Raw genomic sequence first — 22,783 nt, forward strand, 5'->3', positions numbered from 1 at the left:
TATGCCTATGAGCAGATGACCGGCGAAAAGCTCGACCCCAACAATACCGAAGCGATCCTCGAGCAGTTGCGCCTGTCGGGCGGCTTACCCGTCACCAGCTACACAATCACGCCGGCAGATGCCGCCGGGCCTTATGTGGCCGCGATTCCGGAAGACTATTCGCAAAAGGCGCTTCTGCCTTCGATGGCCTACACCTCGACGACCGAAATGCTTGCAGAGCGCTTCCACATGGACGAAGCCTTCCTCAGGGAGATGAATCCGGGCGCGGACTTCACTGTGCCCGGCACGATCATCAAGGTCGTCAATGCCGGCCAAGCCAAGACCGGCACCGTCGCGAAGATTCTCGCGGACAAGGCCAAGAAGCAGGTCTTCGCCTATGACGCTGCTGGCAATCTCGTCGCCGCCTATCCCGCCTCGATCGGCTCCAGCGATACCCCTTCGCCCTCCGGCCTCGTCAACGTGGAACGCGTCGCTCTGAACCCCGGCTATACCTACAACCCGAAGATCAACTTCCAGCAGGGCGCAAACGATCGCATCCTGAATATCCCGCCCGGCCCGAACGGTCCCGTCGGCACGGTCTGGATCGCCCTTTCGAGGCCGACCTACGGCATTCACGGCACGCCGGAACCATCCAAGATCGGCCGCACCCAGAGCCACGGATGCATCCGTCTGACGAACTGGGATGCCACGGAGCTCGCCAAGATGGTGAAGCCTGGCGTGACGGTCGAGTTCGTCGATTGAGCGCTCTGCCCTCATCGGCCTGCCGGCACCTTTTCCATTTTGATGGGGAGAAGGCAGATGCCGCGTCTTTTCCGTTTCTCTTGGCCATTTCGCAAGCAGTCCCTCGCCCCGTTCACCCGGGGAGATAGGGTGAGCGCGTCCGCCAGGACACAATTTGAGCCGAGCCAAAATAAAAAGACCGCCGGATCGCTCCGGCGGTTGGTTCAAATGATCCAAAAATTCAAGCCGCCGAGCGGATCAGCGGTCCGGTTGCCCGGGCGCAAGCAGGAAGCTTGACCGGCACCTTGCGAATGATTTCCTCGGCAAAACAGAGCGCATTCTCGCAGGCCTTCTCCAGATTGGAAACCCGCATCGGGTCCATATCGTGCAGCGTGCCGCCGCAATCGAAGATGTCGCGGAATGCCGCACGCTCGATGATCGCCGTATCGAGGACCGGAACGTTCCGCTCGTTGAGCAGCGCCTTGACGAGTTGCAGTGCACGGGTGGTCACCATTGAATTGACACGGGTAAGCACCACCGAATGGCCAATGTTGATGCCCGCCTTCTCATCCAGATACTGCAGCAATTCCAGCACCTGCGCCCCGCCGCGCGCATCCATGGCACAGCCCTGGATCGGGATCAGCACATGGTCGGAGAGGCCGATTGCGGTGGCCAGCAGCGGATTGCGGGCGCCCGGCAGATCGATGATAAAGTAGTCCGTGGAATGCTTGTTCTCGCTGATGTGCTGCGGAAGCGAGGCGGACGTCACGAAGTCGATGACCTGAATATTCGCCACATGGCCGGAAATCTCGTGCCAGCGGGAAATCCAGTGCTGAGGGTCGGCATCGAGAATGGTGATGCGGTAACCTTTGCGGGCAAGTTCCGTCGCGAGCAGAAGGACGGCCGTGGTCTTGCCTGCCCCGCCCTTGGTGTTTGCAAATGTGATGACTGGCATGTTCGATCCTCGAAGGGAAATATCGCGAGCCGGATATCGCTCTCTAGCGCACTTTCGGGTTCATCGTGCGGTTAACGTATCCTTTCTGATGATGGTTAACAAAATCCAAACAAACGCGCCGAAATTGCAGCCCGCATTTTTCACATCCCTAAAAGTTGGGATGCCGGAAAACGAAAAAGCCCGGAAAGCTTGGGCTTTCCGGGCAAGTTTTGACGGTCCGCCTTATGTGATCAGAAGCAGTCTTTGAAAAGCGTCTTGGTATTTTCGAGCGTCATCGGGACGGGATTGCCGCCCGCGCTCGGGTCTTCGATTGCCATCGCCGAGAGCGCGTCGATCCGGTCCGGTGCGATTCCCATGGCCGAAAGGCTTTCCGGAACCCCGAGTTCAAAGCGAAGCTTCAGCACGTAATCATAGAAACCGTCGAAGCCGCCGGAGATGCCGAGATAGGCCGCAGCGCGTGCGATCTTCTCTTCGATCGCTGCGCGGTTGAACCGCAGCACCGCCGGCATCACGACGGCATTGGTCATGCCGTGATGCGTGTTGTAGACGGCGCCGATCGGATGCGACAGCGCATGGATGGCGCCGAGGCCTTTCTGGAAGGCGACAGCGCCCATGGCGGCAGCCGCCATCATGTTGGCGCGGGCTTCGAGGTCGGTCCCTTCCTTGTAGGCACGTGGCAGGAATTCCTTGACGAGGCGCATGCCTTCCAGCGCGATACCGGCAGACATCGGATGATAGAAGGGTGAGGAATAGGCTTCCAGGCAATGCGCAAAAGCATCCATGCCGGTCCCGGCGGTGATGATCTTCGGCATGCCGACGGTCAGCTCCGGATCGGCGATGACGACGCCCGGCAGGAACTTTGGATGGAAGATGATCTTCTTCACATGCGTTGTGGAATTGGTGATGACGCTGGCGCGGCCGACTTCCGAGCCAGTGCCGGCCGTTGTTGGCACTGCAACGATCGGCGCAATGCCCTCGACGCTCGCACGCGTCCACCAGTCTCCAATATCCTCGAAATCCCAGACCGGACGCGTCTGGCCGGCCATGAAGGCGACGCACTTGCCGAGATCGAGGCCCGAACCGCCACCGAAGGCGACGACGCCGTCATGGCCGCCGTCCTTGAAAGCCTTCACGCCGGCATCGAGGTTCTTCTCGTTCGGATTCGGATCGACGTCTGCAAAGATCGCGCGGCCGAGGCCTGCATCTTCCAGGATGTCGAGCGCATTCTTGGTAATCGCCATAGAGGCCAGGCCGCGATCGGTAACCAGCAGCGGCTTCTTCATGCCAAGGCTCTTGCAGGCGTCCGCCAGCTCCTTGATGCGGCCGCGGCCGAGCTTGACGGCAGTCGGATAGCTCCAGTTGGCTGTTATATTGCTGCTGCTCATGCTGTGACTTTCTTGAGGTGATAAGATTTTGGGCGCGTCAGATTGTGGAAGCCGATGATCGACAGCGAGCCGCCGCGGCCGGTTTCCTTGACGCCGGTCCAGCAAAGCGCCGGATCGAGGTAATCGGCACGGTTCATGAAGACTGTGCCGGTTTCGATTTCGCGGCCGATCCGTCCTGCCCTGTCCGGGTCCTTCGTCCAGAGCGAAGCCGTCAGCCCGTACTGGCTGTCGTTCATCAGCGCGATCGCTTCGGCATCGTTCTTGACCTTCATGATGCCGACGGCCGGGCCGAAGGTTTCTTCGCGCATGAAGGCCATCGAGTGATCGACATCGACCAGAATCTGCGGCGCGAGATAGGCTCCGCCGTCATCTTGCGGGAAGAGCTTCGGATCGATTAGCGTCCTCGCACCCTTCGAGACGGCATCGGAGATCTGCTCGCGCACGACCTTGGCGAAACGCTTGTTGGCCATCGGACCGAGCGAGGTTTCCGGATCAAGCGGATTTCCGAGTTTGTAATTGGAAACCCAGGCGACCGACTTCTCGACGAAGCTGTCATAGAGCGTTTCGTGCACATAGATGCGCTCGATGCCGCAGCAGCATTGGCCGGAATTGTAGGTCGCGCCATCCATCAACGTATCGACGGCCGCGTCGAGATCGGCGTCTTCCATGACGTAGCCCGGATCCTTGCCGCCGAGCTCGAGGCCGAGGCCCGTAAAGGTGCCGGCTGCAGCCCGCTCCATAACACGCCCGCCTTCGACCGAACCCGTGAAGTTGATGAAATTGAAGCTTCCTGCCGCAATCAGCGCCGAGGTCGTTTCGTGATCGAGGAACACGTTCTGGAAGACATCCTCCGGAACGCCTGCCTCGACAAAAGCCTGAACCAGCCGCTCGCCCACCAGCAGCGTCTGCGACGCATGTTTCAGGATAACGGTATTGCCTGCCATCAGCGCCGGAGCGATGGTGTTGATCGCCGTCATATAAGGGTAGTTCCACGGGGCGATCACGAACACGACGCCATGCGCTTCACGCTCGATCCGGCGCTCGAACTTGTCGCTCTCTTCGACAACAAGGGGCGCCAGCGCGTCGGCAGCGATCGACGCGACATAGTTGGAACGCTCGTTGAAGCCCCGATATTCGCCGCCATACTTGACCGGCCGACCCATCTGCCAGGCGAGCTCCGGCACGACGAGATCGGACATCTCGTTGAGCCGCGTAACGCCTTTGAGCACAAGCTGCACGCGCTCCTCCAGCGGCCGCTTCGCCCAGGCCGTCTGCGCCTTGCGGGCACGGGCGACAACGTCCTTGGCCGCCTCTAGCGAGAGCGCTGAGCGCTCTGCGTAAACCGATCCGTCGACCGGCGAAATGCATTGGATCATAGTCATGATCGAATCCTGCCTTTTTATTCCACAAATCTCTTCGGGCACCAGCCCCTCATCCGCCGGCCGACACCTCTCCCCGCAAGCGGGCGAAGGAAGTATGCCGCACCGGTCTCGCCAATCGCAACGCCCCTTAGGGCAAGTCCCCTCGCCCCTCAAAGCGGGTCAGGGTGAGGGCAAGCAACGACCGGCCGCAAAATGCCTTACGCCCTTTCAAAGCCTCTCGCCACTTCCCAATCCGTCACGCGGCGGTCGTATTCCTCCTGCTCCCATTCGGCAGCGCGGGTGTAGTGGTCGATGACGTCGTTGCCGAAAGCCTTCCGCAGCATTTTCGATTCCGTCATTGCGACCGTCGCGGCGCGAAGCGTGTGCGGAATCTCGCGGATATCGCGCGCACCATAGGCGTCGCCGACGAATGGCGATTCGAGTTCGAGCCTGTCCTCGATCCCCTCGATGCCAGCCGCCAGCAGTGCTGCAAAGGCGAGATAGGGATTGAGGTCCGAACCGCCGACGCGGCATTCGATCCGGATCGCCTTAGTGTCGTCGCCGCACAGGCGGTAGCCGGCGGTGCGGTTGTCCTTGCTCCAGATCGCCTTCGTCGGCGCGAAGGTGCCGGCCATGAAGCGCTTGTAGGAATTGATATAGGGCGCCAGGAAATAGGTGATCTCGCTGGCGTGGGCGAGAAGGCCGGCCACGTAGTTCCGCATCAACGGCGACATGCCGTATGTACCCTTTTCATCGAAGAACAGCGGCGTCTTGCCGTCGGCGCTCCAGAGCGACTGATGGATATGAGAGGAGCTGCCGGCCGAGGTGTAGTTCCATTTGGCGAGGAAGGTGATCGCCTTGCCCTTCGACCAGGCGATTTCCTTGCAGCCGTTCTTGATGATGGCGTGCCGGTCAGCCATCGTCAGCGCGTCGGCGTAGCGCACATTGATTTCCTCCTGCCCCGCCGAAGCCTCACCCTTGGAATTCTCGACCGGAATGCCCGCACCCTGCAAACCGGTACGGATCGCCCGCATCACCTCCTCTTCCTTGGTCGTCTGGAAGATGTGGTAGTCCTCGTTGTAGGCGCTGGCGAGCTTGAGATTGCGGTAGCCGGCGGCATGGGCAGCCTCATAGGTCTGGTCGAAGAGGAAGAATTCGAGCTCGGATGCCATGAAGGCCTTCATGCCCATGTCTTCGAGACGCTTGACCTGCCTCTTCAGGATGGCGCGCGGCGAATGCGGCACCTCTTCGTGCGTGTGATGGTCAAGCAGATCGCAAAGGACCAGTGCCGTTCCTTCGAGCCAGGGAATGCGGCGCAGCGTCGAAAGGTCCGGTTTCATCGTGTAGTCCCCGTAACCCTTCTCCCAGCTCGTCGCCTTGTAGCCGGAGACGGTTTCCATCTCCATGTCGGTCGCGACCAGATAGTTGCAGCTATGCGTTTCCTTCCAGGCGCTTTCGAGGAAATATTCCGCCTGGAAGCGCTTGCCCATCAAGCGACCCTGCATGTCCACCTGGCATGCGAGAACGGTATCGATGCGCCCTTCGGCCACGTCCTTCTTGAGATCATCGAAAGTATAGCTGTTGCTCATCATTTATCCGCCTGAAATCTGGGTTGTAACTCGGGGCAATGAAACGGCATGCAGCGGCCGCCATGACCGACCAGATGCCTTTTCGTTGAACCGGTGATGGGGCCGCGCGAACGGCGGCCCCGCCATTTGAGGGAAGCTCGGTTTTCTTACGCTTCGCCAACGGCCCTTTCGGCGGCCGCGATTTCAGCCTGGCGCTTGGCGACTTCTTCGCCGATCGGCGGGCCCTTGAAGCGGCGCTTTTCGAAGCCGTACCAGACGACGCCAGTCACAACAAGGAAGCCGACGGTGATGTAGAGCGCCCAGTCATTCGGCGGCTGGATGCCGAGAATGAAAATAAGCACCATTGCAATGATCGAGAGCACGGCAAAGAGCTTGAACATCCCCTCGCCGAGGTTCCACGGCCCCATCTTGTCCCACTTCGACGTACCCCAGGCCAAGAGGCCGAGCGTGATCGGGATCGCGAAGGAGAAGAAGAGGAAGATGACGGTGCACGAAACGACGATGGTATAGACCGGCGTTTCGCCGATCGAAACCAGCGACGAACCCCACACGAAGAGGACGGCGAGGATAGAACCCGTCCAGATCGCGGCAACCGGCGTGCGGTGCTTCGGGCTGACCTTCGACAGTGCCTTGGATGCAGGCAGACCGCCGTCACGCGAGAAGGCGAAGATCATGCGGGAAACCGAGGTGACGGTTGCGAGGCCGCACAGCCATTGGCTGACCAGAATGGCAAGATACAGGATGTCCTTGACGATCAGGTTCACCTGGCTGTCCATCGCCCAGAAGAACACGTTCCAGCCCTGCTTGGCAGCTTCGTCCATGCTGGGCAGCATCAGCACGAATGCGCAAAGCATGATGTAGCCGAAGAGCGCCGACCAGAGCACGGAGGAGATCATGCCGCGCGGCACGGAGCTAGCCGCTTTTACGGTCTCTTCCGACGTATGCGCCGACGCGTCATAGCCGGTGATCGTGTAGATCGGCAGCAGGAGGCCGAGCAGGAACGCCCAGGTACCGGACGTGGCAGGCCAGACATTGCCTCCAGTTTCGCCCGAATAGTTGGCGAAGGTGAAGAGGCGGCCGAACTCGTAGGACGGAGCAGCGATCAGGCAAACCGCGGCAAGCGCGATCGCCGTCGCGAAAATCAGGTAGCCAGAGAAGTCCGTGAGCTTGGCGGTCAGGCCGATGCCCATATGGTTCACGAGCGCCTGCGCACCGGTGATGATGATCAGGAAGACGATGCGAACGAATGTCGTGTCCGTCAGCCCGAGATAGCTCGTGCCGAAGGAGCCCATGAAGAAGTAGTAGGTACCGACGTTGATGGCACCGAGCACCGTCACGAGGCCGAGCAGGTTGAACCATGCGGTCAGCCAGCCGGTGAAGCGGTTGCCGAGGATGGAACCCCAGTGGTAGAGGCCGCCCGCGGTCGGATAGGCGGAGCTGATCTGCGCCATCGCAACGGCGAAGACGAGCGAAATGAAGCAGCCGAGTGGCCAGCCGATGCCGATCGCAGCACCACCCGCGCCGGCAGTCGCCTGCGCCAGCGAGTTGATGCCGCCGGAAAGGATGCAGATGATCGAGAAGGAGACGGCAAAGTTCGAGAACGAGCTCATCCGCCTTTCCAGTTCCTGGGCATAGCCCATCGAATGCAGGATGCTCATATCCTGCTTCTTATCAAGTTCGGTATAGTCCGACATGACTTCCCCCTGTTTGACGATCGGCAGCGGAATTGCCGCAGATCCAGTGCCAAAGCTGCCCGCGGCTTTCGCCATACGGACAGATCGCAGTTAGACTGCTCCCTGGGGTCTTTTCTTTTATGGTCAGGCTTCCAGGCCTTGCTGGAGGAGCCCTGTCAGATAGTCGGCCATGACCCCTTGGCCGGCATCGTCGCTGATGAGGTCGTTGCGGATCTCGATCATTACATTGCGGAGCCCGTTCGACAGCCCGTGCAGGATCAGCGTGTGCGTCACGCCGTCCTCAGGGCCATAGGGCTCGTTGCGTTCGGTTTTGTAGAGCGGCGCGTCAGCCGCCCCTGCCAACATGCTGTCTGCCAGGCGGCTGTCGGCATCGTGCAGGATGCCGAGCTCGACGTCACGCGCCTTGCCATTATAGACCGGCGTGAAACTGTGAACAGTGACGATGACCGTCTCCTGCCCCTGCCCCTGACGGTTCTTGATGAGACGGCTTACTGCATCGTGGAAAGGAAGATACAGCGCTTCGGTACGGGCCTGCCGCTCCTTTGCGCTTAGATTCTGATTGCCGGGGATGGCATAGATTTCGCTCTTTTCGGGCATTGCGCCAGGCGAGTGCGGCGGGCGGTTGCAGTCGTAGATCAGGCGAGAGAAGCGCTGAAAGACGAGTGTTGCGTCAAGCGTCGTCGAGATGCCGCGTGCAACGGCCAAAGCGCCTGGATCCCAGGCGATGTGGCTATTCAACGCTTTCTCGGAAAGGCCGAGATTACCGAACTGCTCGGGTAACGCTCGCGAGGCGTGTTCGCAAATGACGAGCACCGCGCTCTTGCCGTGCGGCCGCTCTATGCCGACGCAGTCCCCATCCGCTTCGCTGAGAATCTTGAGCTGAGTGAGCACCTGGCCGCGCTGCCCTTCCCTTAATAAAATCTTTACAAGAAAAGAATTCTTCAGTCTTCGGGCGGTGTCAAGCGCGCTCTGAAAATTTCTTTTCATGACAGTGGTTGACATGGATTGTGACAGCGTTGTTAACTTTGAGTGGGAAAGTGGCACAAGACCAATCCCGGGGAGCAAGATCGCGTGAGCGCTGCGTCGAAGACGGTTTCGGACGTCATCCATTCGCATTTCGAAGCGCTGACGCGCGCCGAGAAGCAATTGGCAGAGAGTCTGCTGGACAACTATCCCGTTTCAGGGCTGGGCAGCATCACCACGATTGCCGAAAACGCCGGTGTCTCGACGCCCACCGTCGTCCGCATGGTCCAGAAACTCGGCTTCAAGGGTTACCCGGATTTCCAGGCGCATCTGCATCAGGAGGTCGAAGCGACGATCTCCAATCCGATCGCCAAGCATGACCGGTGGGCTTCCAATGCTCCGGGCACCCACATCCTCAATCGTTTTGCCGATGCCATCATCGGCAATCTGCGCCAAACGCTGAGCGATCTCGACACCGCGACCTTCAACAGCGCCGCTGCCCTGCTTTCGGATCGCAAGCGCGGCCTTTATTTCGTCGGCGGTCGCATCACGGGCGCGCTTGCCGAATACTTCTTCACCCACATGCAGGTCATCCGGCCGAATACTGCCCTCTTGTCGTCCAACTCGTCGAGCTGGCCGCAGTATGTTCTCAACATGAACGCCGGCGATCTGCTGATCATCTTCGACATCCGCCGCTATGAGCAGGAGATGGTAAGCCTTGCCCAGGCGGCCCGCATGCGCGGCGCCGAAATCATCGTCTTCACGGACCAATGGGGATCGCCGGCGGCAAAGCTTGCGAGACACGCCTTCCGCGTCCAGATCGAGGCACCGTCGGCTTGGGATTCTTCGGTGGTCACGCTCTTTATCGTCGAAGCGCTCATCGAAGCGGTCCAGAATACCACCTGGGACGAGACGAAAGAGCGCATGAAAACACTGGAGGGCCTGTTCGAACAGACCAAGCTCTTCCGAAAACCCGGCTAGGAGGAGAGGCAGGAACGAACAAAAACAATGAGGCTGCGTGAAGGAAATAGAACTGCCCGTCGCAGACGAAACAGAGTTCGAAAAATACTGGAAATCATAAGAAAAACGAACGTCACGCGACCGTCATACAAGATTCATGCAACGCCAGTAACAGCATCGCCAGACCACTGAAAACCGAAGGAGAACAACAGTGATCTCTAACATTTCTCGACTGCTCTCGCTTTCTACTGCGATCGTCGTAGCTTCGACTGCGATTGCCGCAGCAGAACCGAGCGCCGAACTCATCGCTGCCGCCAAGAAGGAAGGTACGCTGACGACCATCGCTCTCCCGCACAACTGGTGCGGCTACGGCGACGTCATTGCCGGCTTCAAGGCCAAGTATGGCATCGAAGTCAACGAACTGAACCCGGACGCAGGTTCGGGCGACGAAATCGAAGCAATCAAGGCCAACAAGGGCAACACCGGTCCGCAGGCTCCGGACGTCATCGACGTCGGTCTCTCCTTCGGCCCCTCGGCCAAGGCTGAAGGCCTCATCCAGCCCTACAAGGTCTCCACCTGGGATTCCATTCCTGACTCTGCCAAGGACGCCGACGGCTTCTGGTACGGCGATTACTACGGCGTTCTTTCGTTCGTCGTAAACACCGACATCGTCAAGAACGTCCCGAAGGATTGGGCCGACCTGAAGAAGTCCGAGTATGCCAACGCCGTTTCGCTCGCTGGCGATCCGCGCGCTTCCAACCAGGCTGTTCAAGCCGTCTACGCCGCTGGTCTTGCAGCGGGCGAAAAGGATGCCACGAAGGCTGGCGAAGCAGGTCTTGCTTACTTCGCAGAGCTCAACAAGGCCGGCAACCTCGTTCCGGTCATCGGCAAGTCCGCGTCGCTTGCTCAGGGTTCCACCCCGATCGTCGTCGCCTGGGACTATAACGGCCTCTCCTGGCGCGACAGCCTCAACGGCAACCCGCCGGTTGAAGTCGTCGTTCCGGCATCAGGCGTCGTTGCCGGTGTCTACGTTCAGGCGATCTCCGCCTTTGCTCCGCACCCGAATGCTGCCAAGCTCTGGATGGAATACCTCTATTCCGACGAAGGTCAGCTCGGCTGGCTGAAGGGCTACTGCCACCCGATCCGCTTCAACGACCTTGCCCAGAAGGGCCTGATTCCGAAGGAACTGCTCGACAAGCTGCCGCCGCCTGAAGGCTATGCCAAGGCTATCTTCCCGACGCTCGACGAGCAGGCCGCAGGCAAGACCGCCATCACCACCAAGTGGGACAGCGTTGTCGGCGCCAACGTTCAGTAAGCCCTGACATCCGGCCTCCCCGCCCTTAGCGGGGAGGCATTTTCTTTCACTCCGACGCCCCCGGATGAGCTTCGCATGAGCACCGTTTCAACGCCTATGGCGAGCACTGCCCCCCTGATCAATAAGGATCGCGTGATCGACTGGCTGGGTATCGCGCCCTTCGTCATCTTCGCCTTGCTGTTTCTGATCATCCCCACGCTTTATCTCGTCGTCGGCGCCTTCCTCACGCCGGAAGGCAAATTCACGTTCAAGAACATCGGCGATCTCTTCACGCCGTCGATCATCAGCGCCTATTGGATCAGCATCCGCGTATCGGTGGCTTCCGCCCTCGGCGGTGCGCTGATCGGCTTCTTTCTCGCCTGGGCAGTCGTCCTCGGCGGCCTGCCCTCCTCTGTCCGCTCGACGCTTTTGACCTTCTCCGGCGTCGCATCGAACTTCGCCGGCGTGCCGCTTGCCTTCTCGTTCCTGGCAACGCTCGGCCGCACCGGCCTCGTCACCATCTTCCTGCGCGACTGGTTCGGCTTCAATCTCTACGGCACCGGATTCAACCTTTTATCCTTCTTCGGCCTCACCATCACCTACATGTACTTCCAGATCCCTCTGATGGTGCTGATCCTGACGCCGGCGCTCGACGGCATGAAGAAGGAATGGCGCGAGGCCGCTGAAATCCTCGGCGCCACGAACCGCCAGTACTGGATGATGGTCGCGCTGCCGATCCTCTGGCCGAGCCTGCTCGGCACGACGCTGCTGCTGTTTGCAAACGCCTTCGGCGCCATCGCCACAGCCTATGCGCTGACTGGAAGCTCCCTGAACATCGTTCCGATCCTGCTTTACGCGCAGATCCGCGGCGATGTTCTTCACAACCCGAACCTCGGCTACGCGATCGCGCTCGGCATGATCGTCATTACCGGCGTCTCCAACGTCCTTTACCTGATGCTGCGCATGCGCGCCGAACGGTGGCAGAAATGAAAGCTCAACGTCTTGGCGCCTGGATCGCCATCTTTCTGGGTGCGTCCTATTTCATCATTCCGCTGATCGGCACCATCGAGTTTTCGCTGCGCATGCGCCGCGGCGTATACAGCTTCGATGCCTATCAGTCGGTCTTTTCGGACATCCAGTTCCGCGAGACCTTCGGCTATTCCATGCTGATGGCCCTTTTGACAATCGTCTTCGGCATGCTGCTCGTCGTGCCGACGGCCTATTGGGTTCGCCTGCGCCTGCCACAGATGCGCCCGATCGTGGAATTCGTGACGCTGCTCCCGCTCGTTATCCCGGCGATCGTCATCGTCTTCGGCTATTTGCGCATGTACAATTCATCGTCGGTCCTGCCATTGACGGGTTCTACGACCGGTACGAACATCCTGCTCGTCTGCTCCTACATCACGCTGTCGCTGCCCTACATGTATCGCGCGGTCGATACCGCCATGCGCGCCATCGACGTCCGCACACTGACAGAGGCGGCCGAAAGCCTCGGTGCCAGCTGGCCGACCATCATGTTCCGCTGCATCTTCCCGAACGTCATGAGCGGCGTGTTGTCCGGCGCCTTCATCACGCTGGCGATCGTCATGGGCGAATTCACGATGGCTGCCCTCCTCAACCGGCCGGCCTTCGGGCCTTATCTGCAGCTCGTCGGCGCCAACAAGGCGTACGAGCCGTCGGCGCTCGCCGTCATTGCCTTCTCGATCACATGGCTCTGCATGGGTCTGCTCAATCTCATCTCCCGCTTTCAAAAATCCGCCCCCGCAAGGTAACTGGCCATGTCATTCCTCACGCTGACCAATCTTCAGAAGTCCTTCGGCCAGGTTCAGGTCGTCCATAATTTCAACATGAGCATCGAGAAGGGAGAATTCGTCTCCTTCCTGGGGCCGTCTGGCTGCGGCAAGACTACGGTGCTGCGCATGATCGCCGGCTTCGAAACGCCGACCGGCGGCAGCCTCTTCATCAACGGCAAGGATCAGCGCCCGCTGAAGCCGAACCAGCGCAACATCGGCATGGTTTTCCAGGCTTACGCGCTGTTCCCGAACATGAACGTGCACGACAACGTCGCCTTCGGTCTCAAGGTTGCAGGCATGCCGAAGGCCGACATCGATGCGCGCGTGAAGGAAATGTTGGGCCTCATCCGCCTCGACCATCTCGCTGATCGCTTCCCCTACCAGATGTCCGGCGGCCAGCAGCAGCGCGTGGCGCTTGCCCGCGCGCTTGCCGTCAAGCCGCAGGTTCTGCTGCTCGACGAACCGCTCTCCGCGCTCGATGCGAAGATCCGCGTGTCGCTGCGCGAAGAGATCCGCCTCATCCAGCAGAAGCTCGGCATCACCACCATCTTTGTGACGCACGACCAGGAAGAGGCGCTCTCGATCTCCGACCGCATCGTCGTCATGAACGGCGGCAAGGCGGATCAGATCGGCACGCCCTTCGAGGTCTACAACACGCCCGCAACCCGTTTCGTCGCTTCTTTCGTCGGCACGCTGAACATGATCGAGGCAAAGGTCGTCGATCCGGCGGCAAACCGCATCCAGATCGGGGACCAGGGCGTGACGCTCAAGCAGTCGCTCGCAGCCTACAAGGCGGGCGATACCGTCTCGCTGGCGCTCCGTCCGGAAGAGGGCTCGCTTTCCGACAGCGTCAAGAGCGATACGGCGCTGACCGGTCAGGTCACCTCCGCCCACTTCCTTGGCTCCGTCATCCGCACCCGCATGAATGTCGGCGGCAACGTCATTTCCTTCGACATGTTCAACAGCCCGGGCGTCACCCCGCCGCAGGCAGGCGAAACCGTCACGCTCCGCTTCATGGCCGCCGACCTGCTCGTCGTCCGCGATTGATTTGCGCGGGCCGAAGGTCGCTCGGCGAAGGCTCGACTGGCTGTTTCGGTGTATTCCGCGTGATGCTATGTTGGCGACATGACCCGCGACGCTGCCATAGCCAAAGCAGAGGCTTACGTCGATTCCGGCGCCTTTCGGGAGGATTTGGCACGTCGAGTGGGGATGCCGACCGAGAGTCAGAATCCCGACCGTGCGCCGGTGCTCAGAGAATATCTAGAGGCGGAGATAAAGCCGTCTTTTGAGGCCCTTGGTTTTGTCTGCCACACACTATCCGCGCGCAACTGGCCATTTCTTTTTGCAGAGCGCATCGAAGATCCAACGCGACCGACGGTGCTTGGCTACGGCCACGGTGACGTGATACGCGGGCTTGATGATGCGTGGGACGATGGCCTCTCGCCTTGGAAGATGACCGAACGCGTCGGCAGGTGGTACGGACGCGGCGTCGCTGATAACAAGGGGCAGCATTCGATCAACATCGGTGCTCTCCGGGCCGTGTTGGAGACGCGTGGCAAGCTCGGCTTCAATGCCAAGTATCTGATTGAGATGGGCGAGGAGAGAATATCGCCTGGCCTGCGCGAACTCGCCTCCATCCACAAGGATTTGTTTCGTTCCGACGTTTTGCTTGCCTCGGATGGGCCTCGGCTGTCGGCTGGAAGGCCGACGGTTTTCCTCGGGTCTCGGGGGGCTATCAGCTTTGACGTCTGGATCGACGCGCGCAAGGGCGGCCATCATTCGGGGAATTGGGGAGGCCTTCTTTCCGACCCGGCAATCCAACTCGCCCATGCGCTTGCAAGTATATCCGGACCAATGGGGCAAATTCGCATTCCGGAATGGCTTCCACAGGGGGTTCCCGACAACGTGCGGCGCGTTCTTTCAGATTGCGAGATCGAGAATAATGCGGAAGGCCCGAAGATTGATCCGGACTGGGGCGTGCCCGGCTTAACGCCTGCAGAAAAGGTATTCGGGTGGTGCTCTTTCGCGGTCTTGGCCTTCGAGGCAGGAAACCCGAAGACACCCGTTAGCGCTATTCCGCCACGCGCCTAGGCGCGCTGTCAGCTGCGGTTCGTCGTCGGTGTTGACATACAGGATGTCCTTCCCGCCCTGCGGCACCTCGATCGGCACGCCTTTTCCTACGTGCAGATCGCTCAGTCGAGCGACGAGGTCTTTCATGCGACACGCCTAGATCCCGAGCATCCTTGGGTTCGTTGGGCGGTGGACTCGATTGTTCGCACGACCGGGAAGAAGCCGGCCGTCCTGCCAAACCTTGGTGGATCACTGCCAAACGACGTCTTCTCCGATATTCTGGAACTTCCGACGGTATGGGTGCCGCACTCCTATCCGGCCTGCTCTCAGCATGCGCCGAACGAACATCTTCCCTTTGCCATCGTCCGCGAAGGTCTTGCGCTGATGGCGGGGCTTTACTGGGACTTGGGCGAGCCCGGCGTCTTCGGGGAGATTAGAGATGGCTTAGACCACTGATTGAGCGCTAACCGATGTTCGCTTCTCCTGCGTTGCGCCTCCTTCATGTCCAAACGCGTTCAACTATCGTGATGCCGCCATCAAGAAAAAGCGCTTGAACTGACGGGCGCCATGACGCATGCACCGGATATCCCGGTTTATAAAGAAGCGCAGCCTCATGTCTCCCACCACGCCGCCCGCCGCGGCCCCTCGCCGTCTCACCTCCCAGGATTTCCGCACGCTCGGCCTTTCGGCTCTCGGCGGCGCGCTGGAATTTTACGACTTCATCATCTTCGTGTTCTTCGCGACTGTCATCGGCCATCTGTTCTTCCCGCCGGATATGCCCGACTGGCTGGTGACGATCCAGACCTTCGGCATCTTTGCCGCCGGCTATCTCGTCCGCCCGCTTGGCGGCATTATCCTCGCCCATTTCGGCGACCGCTTCGGCCGCAAGCGCGTCTTCGCCTTTTCGATCCTGCTGATGGCGCTTTCGACCCTCGGCATGGCGGCCATGCCGACCTATGCTTCCATTGGGGTCGGCGCTCCCATCTTGCTGATCCTGATGCGCATGCTGCAGGGTGCGGCGATCGGCGGTGAAGTGCCGGGCGCCTGGACCTTCGTTGCAGAACACGTCCCATTCCGCCGTGTCGGTTTTGCCTGCGGCTTCCTCTGCTCGGGCCTGACGCTCGGCATCCTGCTCGGTTCCTTCATCGCGACGATCATCAACTCGATCTACACGCCGGAGGATGTCGCTGCCTATGCCTGGCGCATCCCCTTCTTCATCGGCGGCATTTTCGGTCTCGTCGCCGTCTATCTCCGCCGCTGGCTGCAGGAAACGCCGATCTTCGCCGAAATGAAGCGGAGCCGTTCGCTGGGGACGGAACTGCCGCTGAAGGCGGTTCTCCGCGATCATCCGCGCGGCGTGGTCATCTCGATGCTGCTGACCTGGATCCTGTCGGCAGGCATCGTCATCACGACCCTGATGACCGCTCCCTTCCTGCAGAAGCTTTACGGCTATACCGCCCAGCAATCGCTTGCCGCGACAAGCTTCGGCACGCTGTTTTTGATCTTCGGTACGGCAGCCGCTGGCGCGATCATCGACCGTATCGGCTCGGGCAGGTTCTTCACCGCCGCCAGCATATTCTTCGGCGCGGCGACCTTCGCGTTCTACACCTATGCCGCCGTCTCGCTGACCATGCTATTCGTGCTTTATGCCGTCATGGGCTTGGCCGTCGGCATGGTCGGCGCCGTGCCTTACGTGATGGTTCGGGCCTTTCCGGCACGTGTGCGCTTTACGGGCCTCTCCTTCTCGTACAACGTCTCCTACGCGATTTTCGGCGGCCTCACGCCGCTCGCCGTCGCATCACTGCTGCCGATCAACCCGATGGCGCATGCCTATTACCTGCTTTTGATCGCCGCGCTCGCCTTTATCCTCGGACTTTACCTGATGGCCAAGGGCGACAGCGTCGAATCCGAAGTCGGCATCGAGGAATTCACCGAGCGGCTTGCGACAAGCTCGTAAGCGACATCCCCAGCGGCCGCGGCAGTTTGCCCGGCAATCATCATTCGAGAGTATTTCAATGATTACCTGCCATTTGCGCTACGTCCTCGACCCTTACAAGATCGCGGAATTCGAGGAATATGCTCGGCTCTGGATTCCGATCGTCAATCGGATGGGCGGCACCCATCACGGCTACTTCCTGCCGTCGGAAGGCGCCAACAACATTGCCGTTGCCCTCTTTTCGTTCCCGAGCCTTGGCGCATACGAGGATTATCGCACGCGCATGGCGACGGACCCCGAATGCCAGGCAGCCTTCGAGCTCGACCGCCGCAACCGCAGTATCATCAGCTACGAACGAAGCTTCATGCGGCCCTTACTCGGATAAGCTGAAGATAGCGGTAGGAAAAAGCCCGATCGAAAACCGTTGCTTTTATTCTGCGGCTAACGAATCGCTTGGTCCTTGGCATCGAAGCGATGCATGTGCGCCTTGTCCGGCGTCGCATAGACGATCTCGTCCGGCTCGTATTTGTGTTCGCCAAAGAGACGCGCCGTCAGCAGGCCGCACTGGTCGGACTCAAGATAGACGATCGTGTCGGCACCGAGATGCTCGACATGCACGATTTTCGCTTTCCAGGTCCCCTGCTCGCGTGAAAGCGTCAGATGCTCGGGACGAACCCCGATCGTCCTCGCCTGCTTGTCGCTGAGCTTTTCTGCCGGGATCAAGTTCATCATCGGCGAGCCGATGAAGCCAGCGACGAAGACGTTGGCCGGACGATTGTAGAGTTCCATCGGCGAGCCGACCTGCTCGATCGCGCCAGCGTTCAGCACGACGATCTTGTCGGCCAGCGTCATGGCTTCGACCTGGTCGTGGGTCACGTAGATCATCGTCGCCTTCAGGCTGCGGTGCAGGCGGGCGATCTCCAGGCGCGTCTGGACGCGCAGCGCCGCATCGAGATTGGAAAGCGGCTCGTCGAAGAGGAAAAGTTCGGGTTCGCGCACGATGGCGCGGCCGATCGCGACACGCTGGCGCTGGCCGCCGGAGAGCTCGGCCGGCCGGCGCGCGAGATAGGGCCCCAGCGACAGCATCGACGAGGCCTTGCTAACGCGCGTCTCGATCTCGTCCCTCGGCGTTCCGGCCTGCTTCAGGCCAAGCCCCATGTTGTCCTTCACGGTCAGGTGGGGATAGAGCGCGTAGGATTGGAAGACCATGGCGATGCCACGCTTGGCGGGCGGCGTCAGCGTCTCGTCCTTGCCGTTGATGAGGACGGTTCCGGACGTCACGTCTTCGAGGCCGGCGATGCTGCGCAGCAGGGTCGATTTTCCGCAGCCGGACGGTCCGACGAAGATGACGAATTCGCCGTCCCTGACCTCAAGGTCGATGCCCTTCAGCACCTCATGCGTGCCATAGGTCTTGCGTATGGATTTGAGTTGAAGCGATCCCACTAGTCGTTCCCTTACAGTTTGACCGGTTTGCCGGTGCGCACGCTCTCGTCGGCGGCGAGGCATATACGCAGCGACGCGACGGCATCTGCCATGTGGCGGTTGAGGTCGAGGTCCTCGCGAATGGCCTTGAGCATGAAGGACTGCTCCAGGTCGCAGAGCTCCTGATGGCCGGGTTCGCCCGCCATCGTCATGTCCTGATCCGGATTGATGAACCTGCCGTCCGGCCCGGTATCGGCATTATGCAGCCGGATGACGGAGGTCTTGGTGTGCGTGTCGATGTCGTCCGATTTCGCGTTGGGGTCCATGACGATCGAGACCGCCCCCTTCGGCGACATGACATCTTTCACGAAGAAGGCCGTCTCCGAGATCATCGGGCCCCAGCCGGCCTCGTACCAGCCGACGGAACCATCCTCGAAGATCACCTGCAGGTGGCCGTAATTGTACATGTCCGGCGCGACCTCGCCGGAAAGCCGCAGCCCCATGCCGCGCACCTCGACGGGCTTGGCATCGGTGATCTGGCACATGACGTCGACATAATGCACGCCGCAATCCACGATCGGCGATGTCGTCTGCATCAGCGATTTGTGCGTCTCCCAGGTCGGACCGCTGGATTGCTGATTGAGGTTCATGCGGAACACATAGGGCGGCCCAAGTTTTCGAGCTTCCTCGATCAGCTTTATCCAGGATGGATGATGGCGAAGGATGTAGCCGATCACCAGCTTCCGCCCGGCCTTCTTCCCAGCCGCCACGACGCGCTCGGCGTCGCCGACGGTTGTTGCAAGCGGCTTTTCCACGAAGACATCGCAACCGGCCTCGAACGCGGCGACCGCGTAATCGGCATGGCTGTCGGAATAGGTGCAGATGGCGCAGAGATCCGGCTTTAATTCGGCAAGTGCCGTCTTGAAGTCCGGATAGATCCCGTAGCCCTGCAGCTCCGGCGCAAGCTCCGGCTTCGAGCGGTTGACGAGACCAACGATCTCGAAGCCCGGATTGTTGTGATAGGCGAGCGCATGGCTGCGGCCCATATTGCCGAGCCCCGCGACGAGAACACGGACCGGCTTCTGCAAAACGGTCATTTCACTGCTCCGGAGGTGATGCCGCGGATCAGCTGCCGCGAGAAGATGACGTAGAGCACGAGGATCGGCAGGATCGCCAGCGACAGCGCAGCCAGGACCGCGTTCCAGTTGGTGACGAATTGTCCGATGAATATTTGCGAGCCGAGCGTTACGGTCTTGGTGGATTCGGCCGGCGCCAGGATCAGCGGGAACCAGAGATCGTTCCAGATCGGGATCATCGTAAAGACCGCAACCGTCGCCATCGCCGGGCGCACGAGCGGCAGCACCAGCCGGAAGAAGATTGCGTATTCGGAAAGCCCGTCAATGCGGCCGGCATTCTTCAGGTCATCGGAGACCGTGCGCATGAATTCCGACAGGATGAAGATTGCAAGCGGAATGCCCTGCGCCGTATAGACGAGGATGAGCGCCGTCAATGTATTGACGAGACCTGCCGCCACCATGCCTTGCAGGATCGCGACCGTGCCAAGACGGATCGGGATCATGATGCCGATCGCCATGTAGAGGCCCACCAGCGTGTTGCCGCGGAAGCGGTATTCGGAAAGCGCGAACGCCGCCATCGCGCCGAACAGCAGCACAAAGAAGATCGAGACGACCGTCACGATGAAGCTATTCTGGAAATAAGTCGCGAAGTCGCCCTGCCCCAGCACCGTCTGATAGCCGACCAGGCTGAAGGTCGAGGGCGTCGGAACCTGCAGCGGCGAACGGAAGATCGCGTTGCGGTCCTTGAACGAGTTGATGATCGTGAGAAACACCGGAAAGACGGCGACGAGCGTGTAACCGATCAAAGCCAGGTGAACGAGCCCGGTGCGGATCGGCGATGTGCGTGCTCTATTGGACATGGACCACGCTCCTCAGAACTGGTACCGGCGCATGCGCCGCTGGATGGCAAAAAGATAGAAAGAGACGCCAGCGAGAATGATTAGGAACATCGTCGTCGCGATCGTCGCTCCCATGGAGCGGTCGCCGAGCTGCAGCTGGAAGCCGAAGAAGGTGCGATAAAGCAATGTTCCCAGAATGTCGGTCGACATATTCGGGCCGGCAAGCGCGCCCTGCACCGTGTAGATCAAGTCGAAGGCGTTGAAATTGCCGACGAAGGTCAGGATCGAGATGATGCCGATCGCCGGCAGGATGAGCGGCAGCTTGATCTTCCAGAACTGTGCCCAGCCGGTGATGCCGTCGCATTCCGCCGCCTCGATCACCTCTTCGGGAATGCTGAGCAGCGCCGCGTATATCAGCATCATCGGGATGCCGATATATTGCCAGTTGGAAATCAGCGAGACGGCGACCAGCGCCGGGCCGGACTGGCCGAGCCAGGGCGCGAAGAAGGATTTCATGCCAACAAGGCTCATCAGCCAGGGTGCAACGCCCCAGATCGGCGAGAGGATCAGCTTCCAGATGAAGCCGACGATCACGAAGGAAAGCAGCGTCGGCAGGAACATCGCCGTGCGGTAGAAGGCGACGAAACGCAGCCGCGGCGTGGACAGAAGCGCTGCAAGTGCAACGCCGATCGGGTTCTGCACGCACATATGAATGGCGAAAAAGATCAGGTTGTTGACGAGCGCATTCCAGAAATCATGCGCCCAGCGCGGATCGCCGAACAGCACCTTGTAGTTCGCAAGGCCAACGAAGGCGGGCACGCCGTCAACCACATTGTAGAACGAAAGCCGGAGCGTTTCGATCAACGGCAGGATCATGATCGCCGAGTAGACGACGATCGCCGGGAGAAGAAAGACGCCGATATGCCAGCGCACCGGGCGCTTGAGCGGAACCACGTCGACAGCGTTTTCAGCTTGGCTCATGGCTTTGTGCCTATTGTTATTGGCTGAGCCGACGGCGCAGCACAGGTGAAAATAGGCTGCCCCTCACCCTAACTCTCTCCCCCTGCAGGGGAGAGAACGTGCCCTACGCATAAGCTGCGCTGGCGCGAGAGGTCGCCGCGAGTCTCCTTCTCCCCGCCAGCGGGGAGAAGGTGGCCGGCAGGCCGGATGAGGGGAAGATGCCCTCGCTTCCGCTTACTTGGCCGGCTTGTACCAGCCGTCGAGACCCTTCTGAAGCTTTTCAGCAGCCACTTCCGGCGTATCGGTGCCATTGATGACGTTGGCCGATTCGACCCAGGTTTCGTTTTCCAGGTTCGGCGTGCCGCGCGACAGGATTTGATAGGTCGAGCGGACGGTCGACTTGTACGGGCCGCGCCAGGAAACGAATTCCTGAGCCAGCGGATCACTCATCTTCACCGGGTTTGAGTTCAGGCTGAAGAAGCCCGGCAGCGAGTTCGCGTAGATGTCTGCGAATTCGGAGGAAGCGACCCAGCTCAGGAATTTCTTGGCTTCCTCGGCATGTGCACTCTTCGCATTCAGGCCGACACCGATGTCCGGATGGTCAGAGATGTAGCCTGTGTCGCCAGCCTTCGGAACCGGCGGCGGGAATGCGCCCATCTTGAACTGCGCCTGGCTATTGAACAGCGAAATTTCCCACGAGCCAGCCGGGTAGATCGCCGCACGGCCGAGCGTGAAGAGGTTCTGGCTGTCGGAATAGGTCTGCGCTTCGAAGCCGTCGCCGAGATAGGGCTTCCACTTGGCGAGTTCCTTGTAGGGCTCGACCCATTCGGCATCCGTCAGCTTCTTCTTGCCTTCGATCAGGGCCATGCGGCCCTCTTCGCCCTTCCAATAGTTCGGGCCGATGTTCTGGTAGCCCATGGTTGCGGCTTCCCAAAGGTCCTTCGTGCCCATCGCCATGGGAATGTAAGTGCCGTCCGCCTTGATCTTTTCGAGAGCTGCGTAGAACTCGTCCTGCGTCTTCGGAACGGCGATGCCGAGCTTGTCGAATGCATCCTTGTTGTAGATGAAGCCGTGAATGACCGACGCCATCGGAACGCAGAAGGTCGACTTGCCGTCGTCGGTCGACCAGGCAGCCTTCGCAACCGGCGTGAAGTTTTCCATGCCCGGCAGGCTTGTTAGGTCTGCAAGCTGCTTCTTGTTAAAAAGTTCGAGCGAGGCGTCGAACGGCCGGCAGGTGATGATGTCGCCTGCGGAGCCGGCGTCGAGCTTGGCGTTCAGCGAGGCGTTGTATTCCGTCGGCGCGGTCGGCGAGAATACGAGCTTGATGCCCGGGTTCTTGGCTTCGAAGGCCGGGATGATCTTTTCCTGCCAGATCTGCAGGTCGTCGTTGCGCCAGCTTTCGATCGTCAGCGTGACATCTGCACCGTAGGCAAAGCCGGCAGACGTGAGCAGACTGGAGGCAAGCAGCAGGCTTTTCAGAGCAGTGTTTTTCATTTCCCTCTCCTGTTTTAAGCGCCGCAAGACGCTATCTTGGTTCTGAAACAAGCAGTTGGCGTGCCTGAGGATTACACCCAACGCCCCTTGGAGGGGCCGCCAACAATTGCCGGCCCCGAAAGCTCGACGGACGCTGAAGGCGAAGAGGCCCCGGCCCGTATGCGCCCTCCCGATACGCTGAACCGGGCGCGATATTCTCCTAAGGAAAAAGCTGCAGGCGGTCGGCATCCATGGCGGTTGACCAGAAGCGGCACTCGTAACGCGACCTTCAG

Annotated in this window: 20 protein-coding genes and 1 pseudogene; 10 read left to right on the top strand and 11 right to left on the bottom strand. The window is 60.3% G+C overall.

All coding sequences use genetic code 11. The annotated features are described in order from the left end of the window. A partial coding sequence (locus C9413_RS07615) for a L,D-transpeptidase (RefSeq protein WP_170250327.1) occupies positions 1-741 on the top strand: 741 nt, incomplete at its 5' end. Between the two features lie 220 nt (positions 742-961). On the opposite strand, the gene C9413_RS07620 is transcribed toward C9413_RS07615, so the two are convergent. From C9413_RS07620 to C9413_RS07645, 6 genes are all read right to left on the bottom strand, one after another. Beyond that, entirely contained in the window at positions 962-1,675 is a 714-nt protein-coding gene (locus C9413_RS07620; protein ID WP_039845383.1) for a ParA family protein, read from the bottom strand. A 230-nt stretch (positions 1,676-1,905) separates the two neighbouring features. After that, positions 1,906-3,060 carry an iron-containing alcohol dehydrogenase gene (locus C9413_RS07625; protein ID WP_039845384.1) on the bottom strand — a complete coding sequence of 385 codons (1,155 nt, stop codon included), beginning with the start codon at positions 3,058-3,060 and terminating at the stop codon, positions 1,906-1,908. Next, the gene (locus C9413_RS07630) at positions 3,057-4,442 is read right to left on the bottom strand and encodes an aldehyde dehydrogenase family protein (protein WP_039845385.1); all 1,386 of its coding nucleotides are present in this window, start codon (positions 4,440-4,442) and stop codon (positions 3,057-3,059) included. Before C9413_RS07630 ends, C9413_RS07625 begins: the two co-directional genes overlap by 4 nt. 197 nt (positions 4,443-4,639) lie before the next feature. Further along, positions 4,640-6,010, bottom strand: coding sequence for a glutamine synthetase family protein (locus tag C9413_RS07635; protein WP_039846835.1), 1,371 nt, complete (start codon positions 6,008-6,010; stop codon positions 4,640-4,642). Positions 6,011-6,156: 146 nt separating this feature from the next. Then, complete coding sequence (locus C9413_RS07640; RefSeq protein ID WP_039846836.1) at positions 6,157-7,704, bottom strand: amino acid permease; 1,548 nt, start codon at positions 7,702-7,704, stop codon at positions 6,157-6,159. Positions 7,705-7,827: 123 nt separating this feature from the next. Then, entirely contained in the window at positions 7,828-8,595 is a 768-nt protein-coding gene (locus C9413_RS07645; protein WP_039846837.1) for an N-formylglutamate amidohydrolase, read from the bottom strand. A 180-nt stretch (positions 8,596-8,775) separates the two neighbouring features. Between C9413_RS07645 and C9413_RS07650 the strand changes: the two genes are divergently transcribed. From C9413_RS07650 to C9413_RS07685, 8 genes and pseudogenes are all read left to right on the top strand, one after another. Beyond that, complete coding sequence (locus C9413_RS07650) at positions 8,776-9,648, top strand: MurR/RpiR family transcriptional regulator (protein WP_039845386.1); 873 nt, start codon at positions 8,776-8,778, stop codon at positions 9,646-9,648. 190 nt (positions 9,649-9,838) lie between these two features. Next, the gene (locus C9413_RS07655; protein WP_039845387.1) at positions 9,839-10,942 is read left to right on the top strand and encodes an ABC transporter substrate-binding protein; all 1,104 of its coding nucleotides are present in this window, start codon (positions 9,839-9,841) and stop codon (positions 10,940-10,942) included. Between the two features lie 75 nt (positions 10,943-11,017). Continuing rightward, positions 11,018-11,911, top strand: a complete 894-nt coding sequence (locus C9413_RS07660; protein WP_039845388.1) for an ABC transporter permease subunit — start codon at positions 11,018-11,020, stop codon at positions 11,909-11,911. Beyond that, the gene (locus C9413_RS07665) at positions 11,908-12,693 is read left to right on the top strand and encodes an ABC transporter permease (protein ID WP_039845389.1); all 786 of its coding nucleotides are present in this window, start codon (positions 11,908-11,910) and stop codon (positions 12,691-12,693) included. The genes C9413_RS07660 and C9413_RS07665 overlap by 4 nt, the downstream gene beginning before the upstream one ends. 6 nt (positions 12,694-12,699) lie before the next feature. After that, entirely contained in the window at positions 12,700-13,761 is a 1,062-nt protein-coding gene (locus tag C9413_RS07670; RefSeq protein ID WP_170250328.1) for an ABC transporter ATP-binding protein, read from the top strand. A gap of 78 nt (positions 13,762-13,839) precedes the next feature. Continuing rightward, positions 13,840-15,240, top strand: a pseudogene (locus tag C9413_RS07675) (M20 family metallopeptidase). Positions 15,241-15,397: 157 nt separating this feature from the next. Continuing rightward, positions 15,398-16,741 carry an MFS transporter gene (locus C9413_RS07680; protein WP_170250329.1) on the top strand — a complete coding sequence of 448 codons (1,344 nt, stop codon included), beginning with the start codon at positions 15,398-15,400 and terminating at the stop codon, positions 16,739-16,741. 58 nt (positions 16,742-16,799) lie between these two features. Continuing rightward, the gene (locus C9413_RS07685; protein ID WP_039845392.1) at positions 16,800-17,105 is read left to right on the top strand and encodes an NIPSNAP family protein; all 306 of its coding nucleotides are present in this window, start codon (positions 16,800-16,802) and stop codon (positions 17,103-17,105) included. A 56-nt stretch (positions 17,106-17,161) separates the two neighbouring features. Here the strand turns inward: C9413_RS07685 and C9413_RS07690 are convergent, their stop codons facing one another. The 5 genes from C9413_RS07690 to C9413_RS07710 all read right to left on the bottom strand — a co-directional run bounded on the left by C9413_RS07690 (position 17,162) and on the right by C9413_RS07710 (position 22,511). Beyond that, positions 17,162-18,163 carry an ABC transporter ATP-binding protein gene (locus C9413_RS07690; protein ID WP_039845393.1) on the bottom strand — a complete coding sequence of 334 codons (1,002 nt, stop codon included), beginning with the start codon at positions 18,161-18,163 and terminating at the stop codon, positions 17,162-17,164. An 11-nt stretch (positions 18,164-18,174) separates the two neighbouring features. After that, entirely contained in the window at positions 18,175-19,239 is a 1,065-nt protein-coding gene (locus tag C9413_RS07695; protein ID WP_039845394.1) for a Gfo/Idh/MocA family oxidoreductase, read from the bottom strand. Further along, positions 19,236-20,078, bottom strand: coding sequence for a carbohydrate ABC transporter permease (locus tag C9413_RS07700; protein ID WP_039845395.1), 843 nt, complete (start codon positions 20,076-20,078; stop codon positions 19,236-19,238). Before C9413_RS07700 ends, C9413_RS07695 begins: the two co-directional genes overlap by 4 nt. A 12-nt stretch (positions 20,079-20,090) precedes the next feature. After that, positions 20,091-21,038: a sugar ABC transporter permease gene (locus tag C9413_RS07705; protein WP_039845396.1), complete on the bottom strand. Its 948-nt coding sequence runs from the start codon at positions 21,036-21,038 to the stop codon at positions 20,091-20,093. Positions 21,039-21,251: 213 nt separating this feature from the next. Continuing rightward, complete coding sequence (locus tag C9413_RS07710) at positions 21,252-22,511, bottom strand: ABC transporter substrate-binding protein (protein ID WP_039845397.1); 1,260 nt, start codon at positions 22,509-22,511, stop codon at positions 21,252-21,254. Between the two features lie 36 nt (positions 22,512-22,547). Here C9413_RS07710 and C9413_RS32660 point away from each other — a divergent pair. After that, the coding region (locus C9413_RS32660; RefSeq protein ID WP_210263434.1) for a hypothetical protein at positions 22,548-22,783 on the top strand (236 nt) is incomplete at its 3' end.

This window comes from Rhizobium sp. SEMIA 4085 (genome assembly GCF_013004495.1).
Taxonomy (GTDB): Bacteria; Pseudomonadota; Alphaproteobacteria; order Rhizobiales; family Rhizobiaceae; genus Rhizobium; species Rhizobium gallicum.

Coding starts and splice junctions, on each gene's coding strand:
- C9413_RS07620 (WP_039845383.1), bottom strand. CDS start 1,675: ATGCCAGTCATCACATTTGCAAACACCAAGGGCGGGGCAGGCAAGACC.
- C9413_RS07625 (WP_039845384.1), bottom strand. CDS start 3,060: ATGAGCAGCAGCAATATAACAGCCAACTGGAGCTATCCGACTGCCGTC.
- C9413_RS07630 (WP_039845385.1), bottom strand. CDS start 4,442: ATGACTATGATCCAATGCATTTCGCCGGTCGACGGATCGGTTTACGCA.
- C9413_RS07635 (WP_039846835.1), bottom strand. CDS start 6,010: ATGAGCAACAGCTATACTTTCGATGATCTCAAGAAGGACGTGGCCGAA.
- C9413_RS07640 (WP_039846836.1), bottom strand. CDS start 7,704: ATGTCGGACTATACCGAACTTGATAAGAAGCAGGATATGAGCATCCTG.
- C9413_RS07660 (WP_039845388.1), top strand. CDS start 11,018: ATGAGCACCGTTTCAACGCCTATGGCGAGCACTGCCCCCCTGATCAAT.
- C9413_RS07665 (WP_039845389.1), top strand. CDS start 11,908: ATGAAAGCTCAACGTCTTGGCGCCTGGATCGCCATCTTTCTGGGTGCG.
- C9413_RS07670 (WP_170250328.1), top strand. CDS start 12,700: ATGTCATTCCTCACGCTGACCAATCTTCAGAAGTCCTTCGGCCAGGTT.
- C9413_RS07680 (WP_170250329.1), top strand. CDS start 15,398: ATGTCTCCCACCACGCCGCCCGCCGCGGCCCCTCGCCGTCTCACCTCC.
- C9413_RS07685 (WP_039845392.1), top strand. CDS start 16,800: ATGATTACCTGCCATTTGCGCTACGTCCTCGACCCTTACAAGATCGCG.
- C9413_RS07695 (WP_039845394.1), bottom strand. CDS start 19,239: ATGACCGTTTTGCAGAAGCCGGTCCGTGTTCTCGTCGCGGGGCTCGGC.
- C9413_RS07700 (WP_039845395.1), bottom strand. CDS start 20,078: ATGTCCAATAGAGCACGCACATCGCCGATCCGCACCGGGCTCGTTCAC.
- C9413_RS07705 (WP_039845396.1), bottom strand. CDS start 21,038: ATGAGCCAAGCTGAAAACGCTGTCGACGTGGTTCCGCTCAAGCGCCCG.
- C9413_RS07710 (WP_039845397.1), bottom strand. CDS start 22,511: ATGAAAAACACTGCTCTGAAAAGCCTGCTGCTTGCCTCCAGTCTGCTC.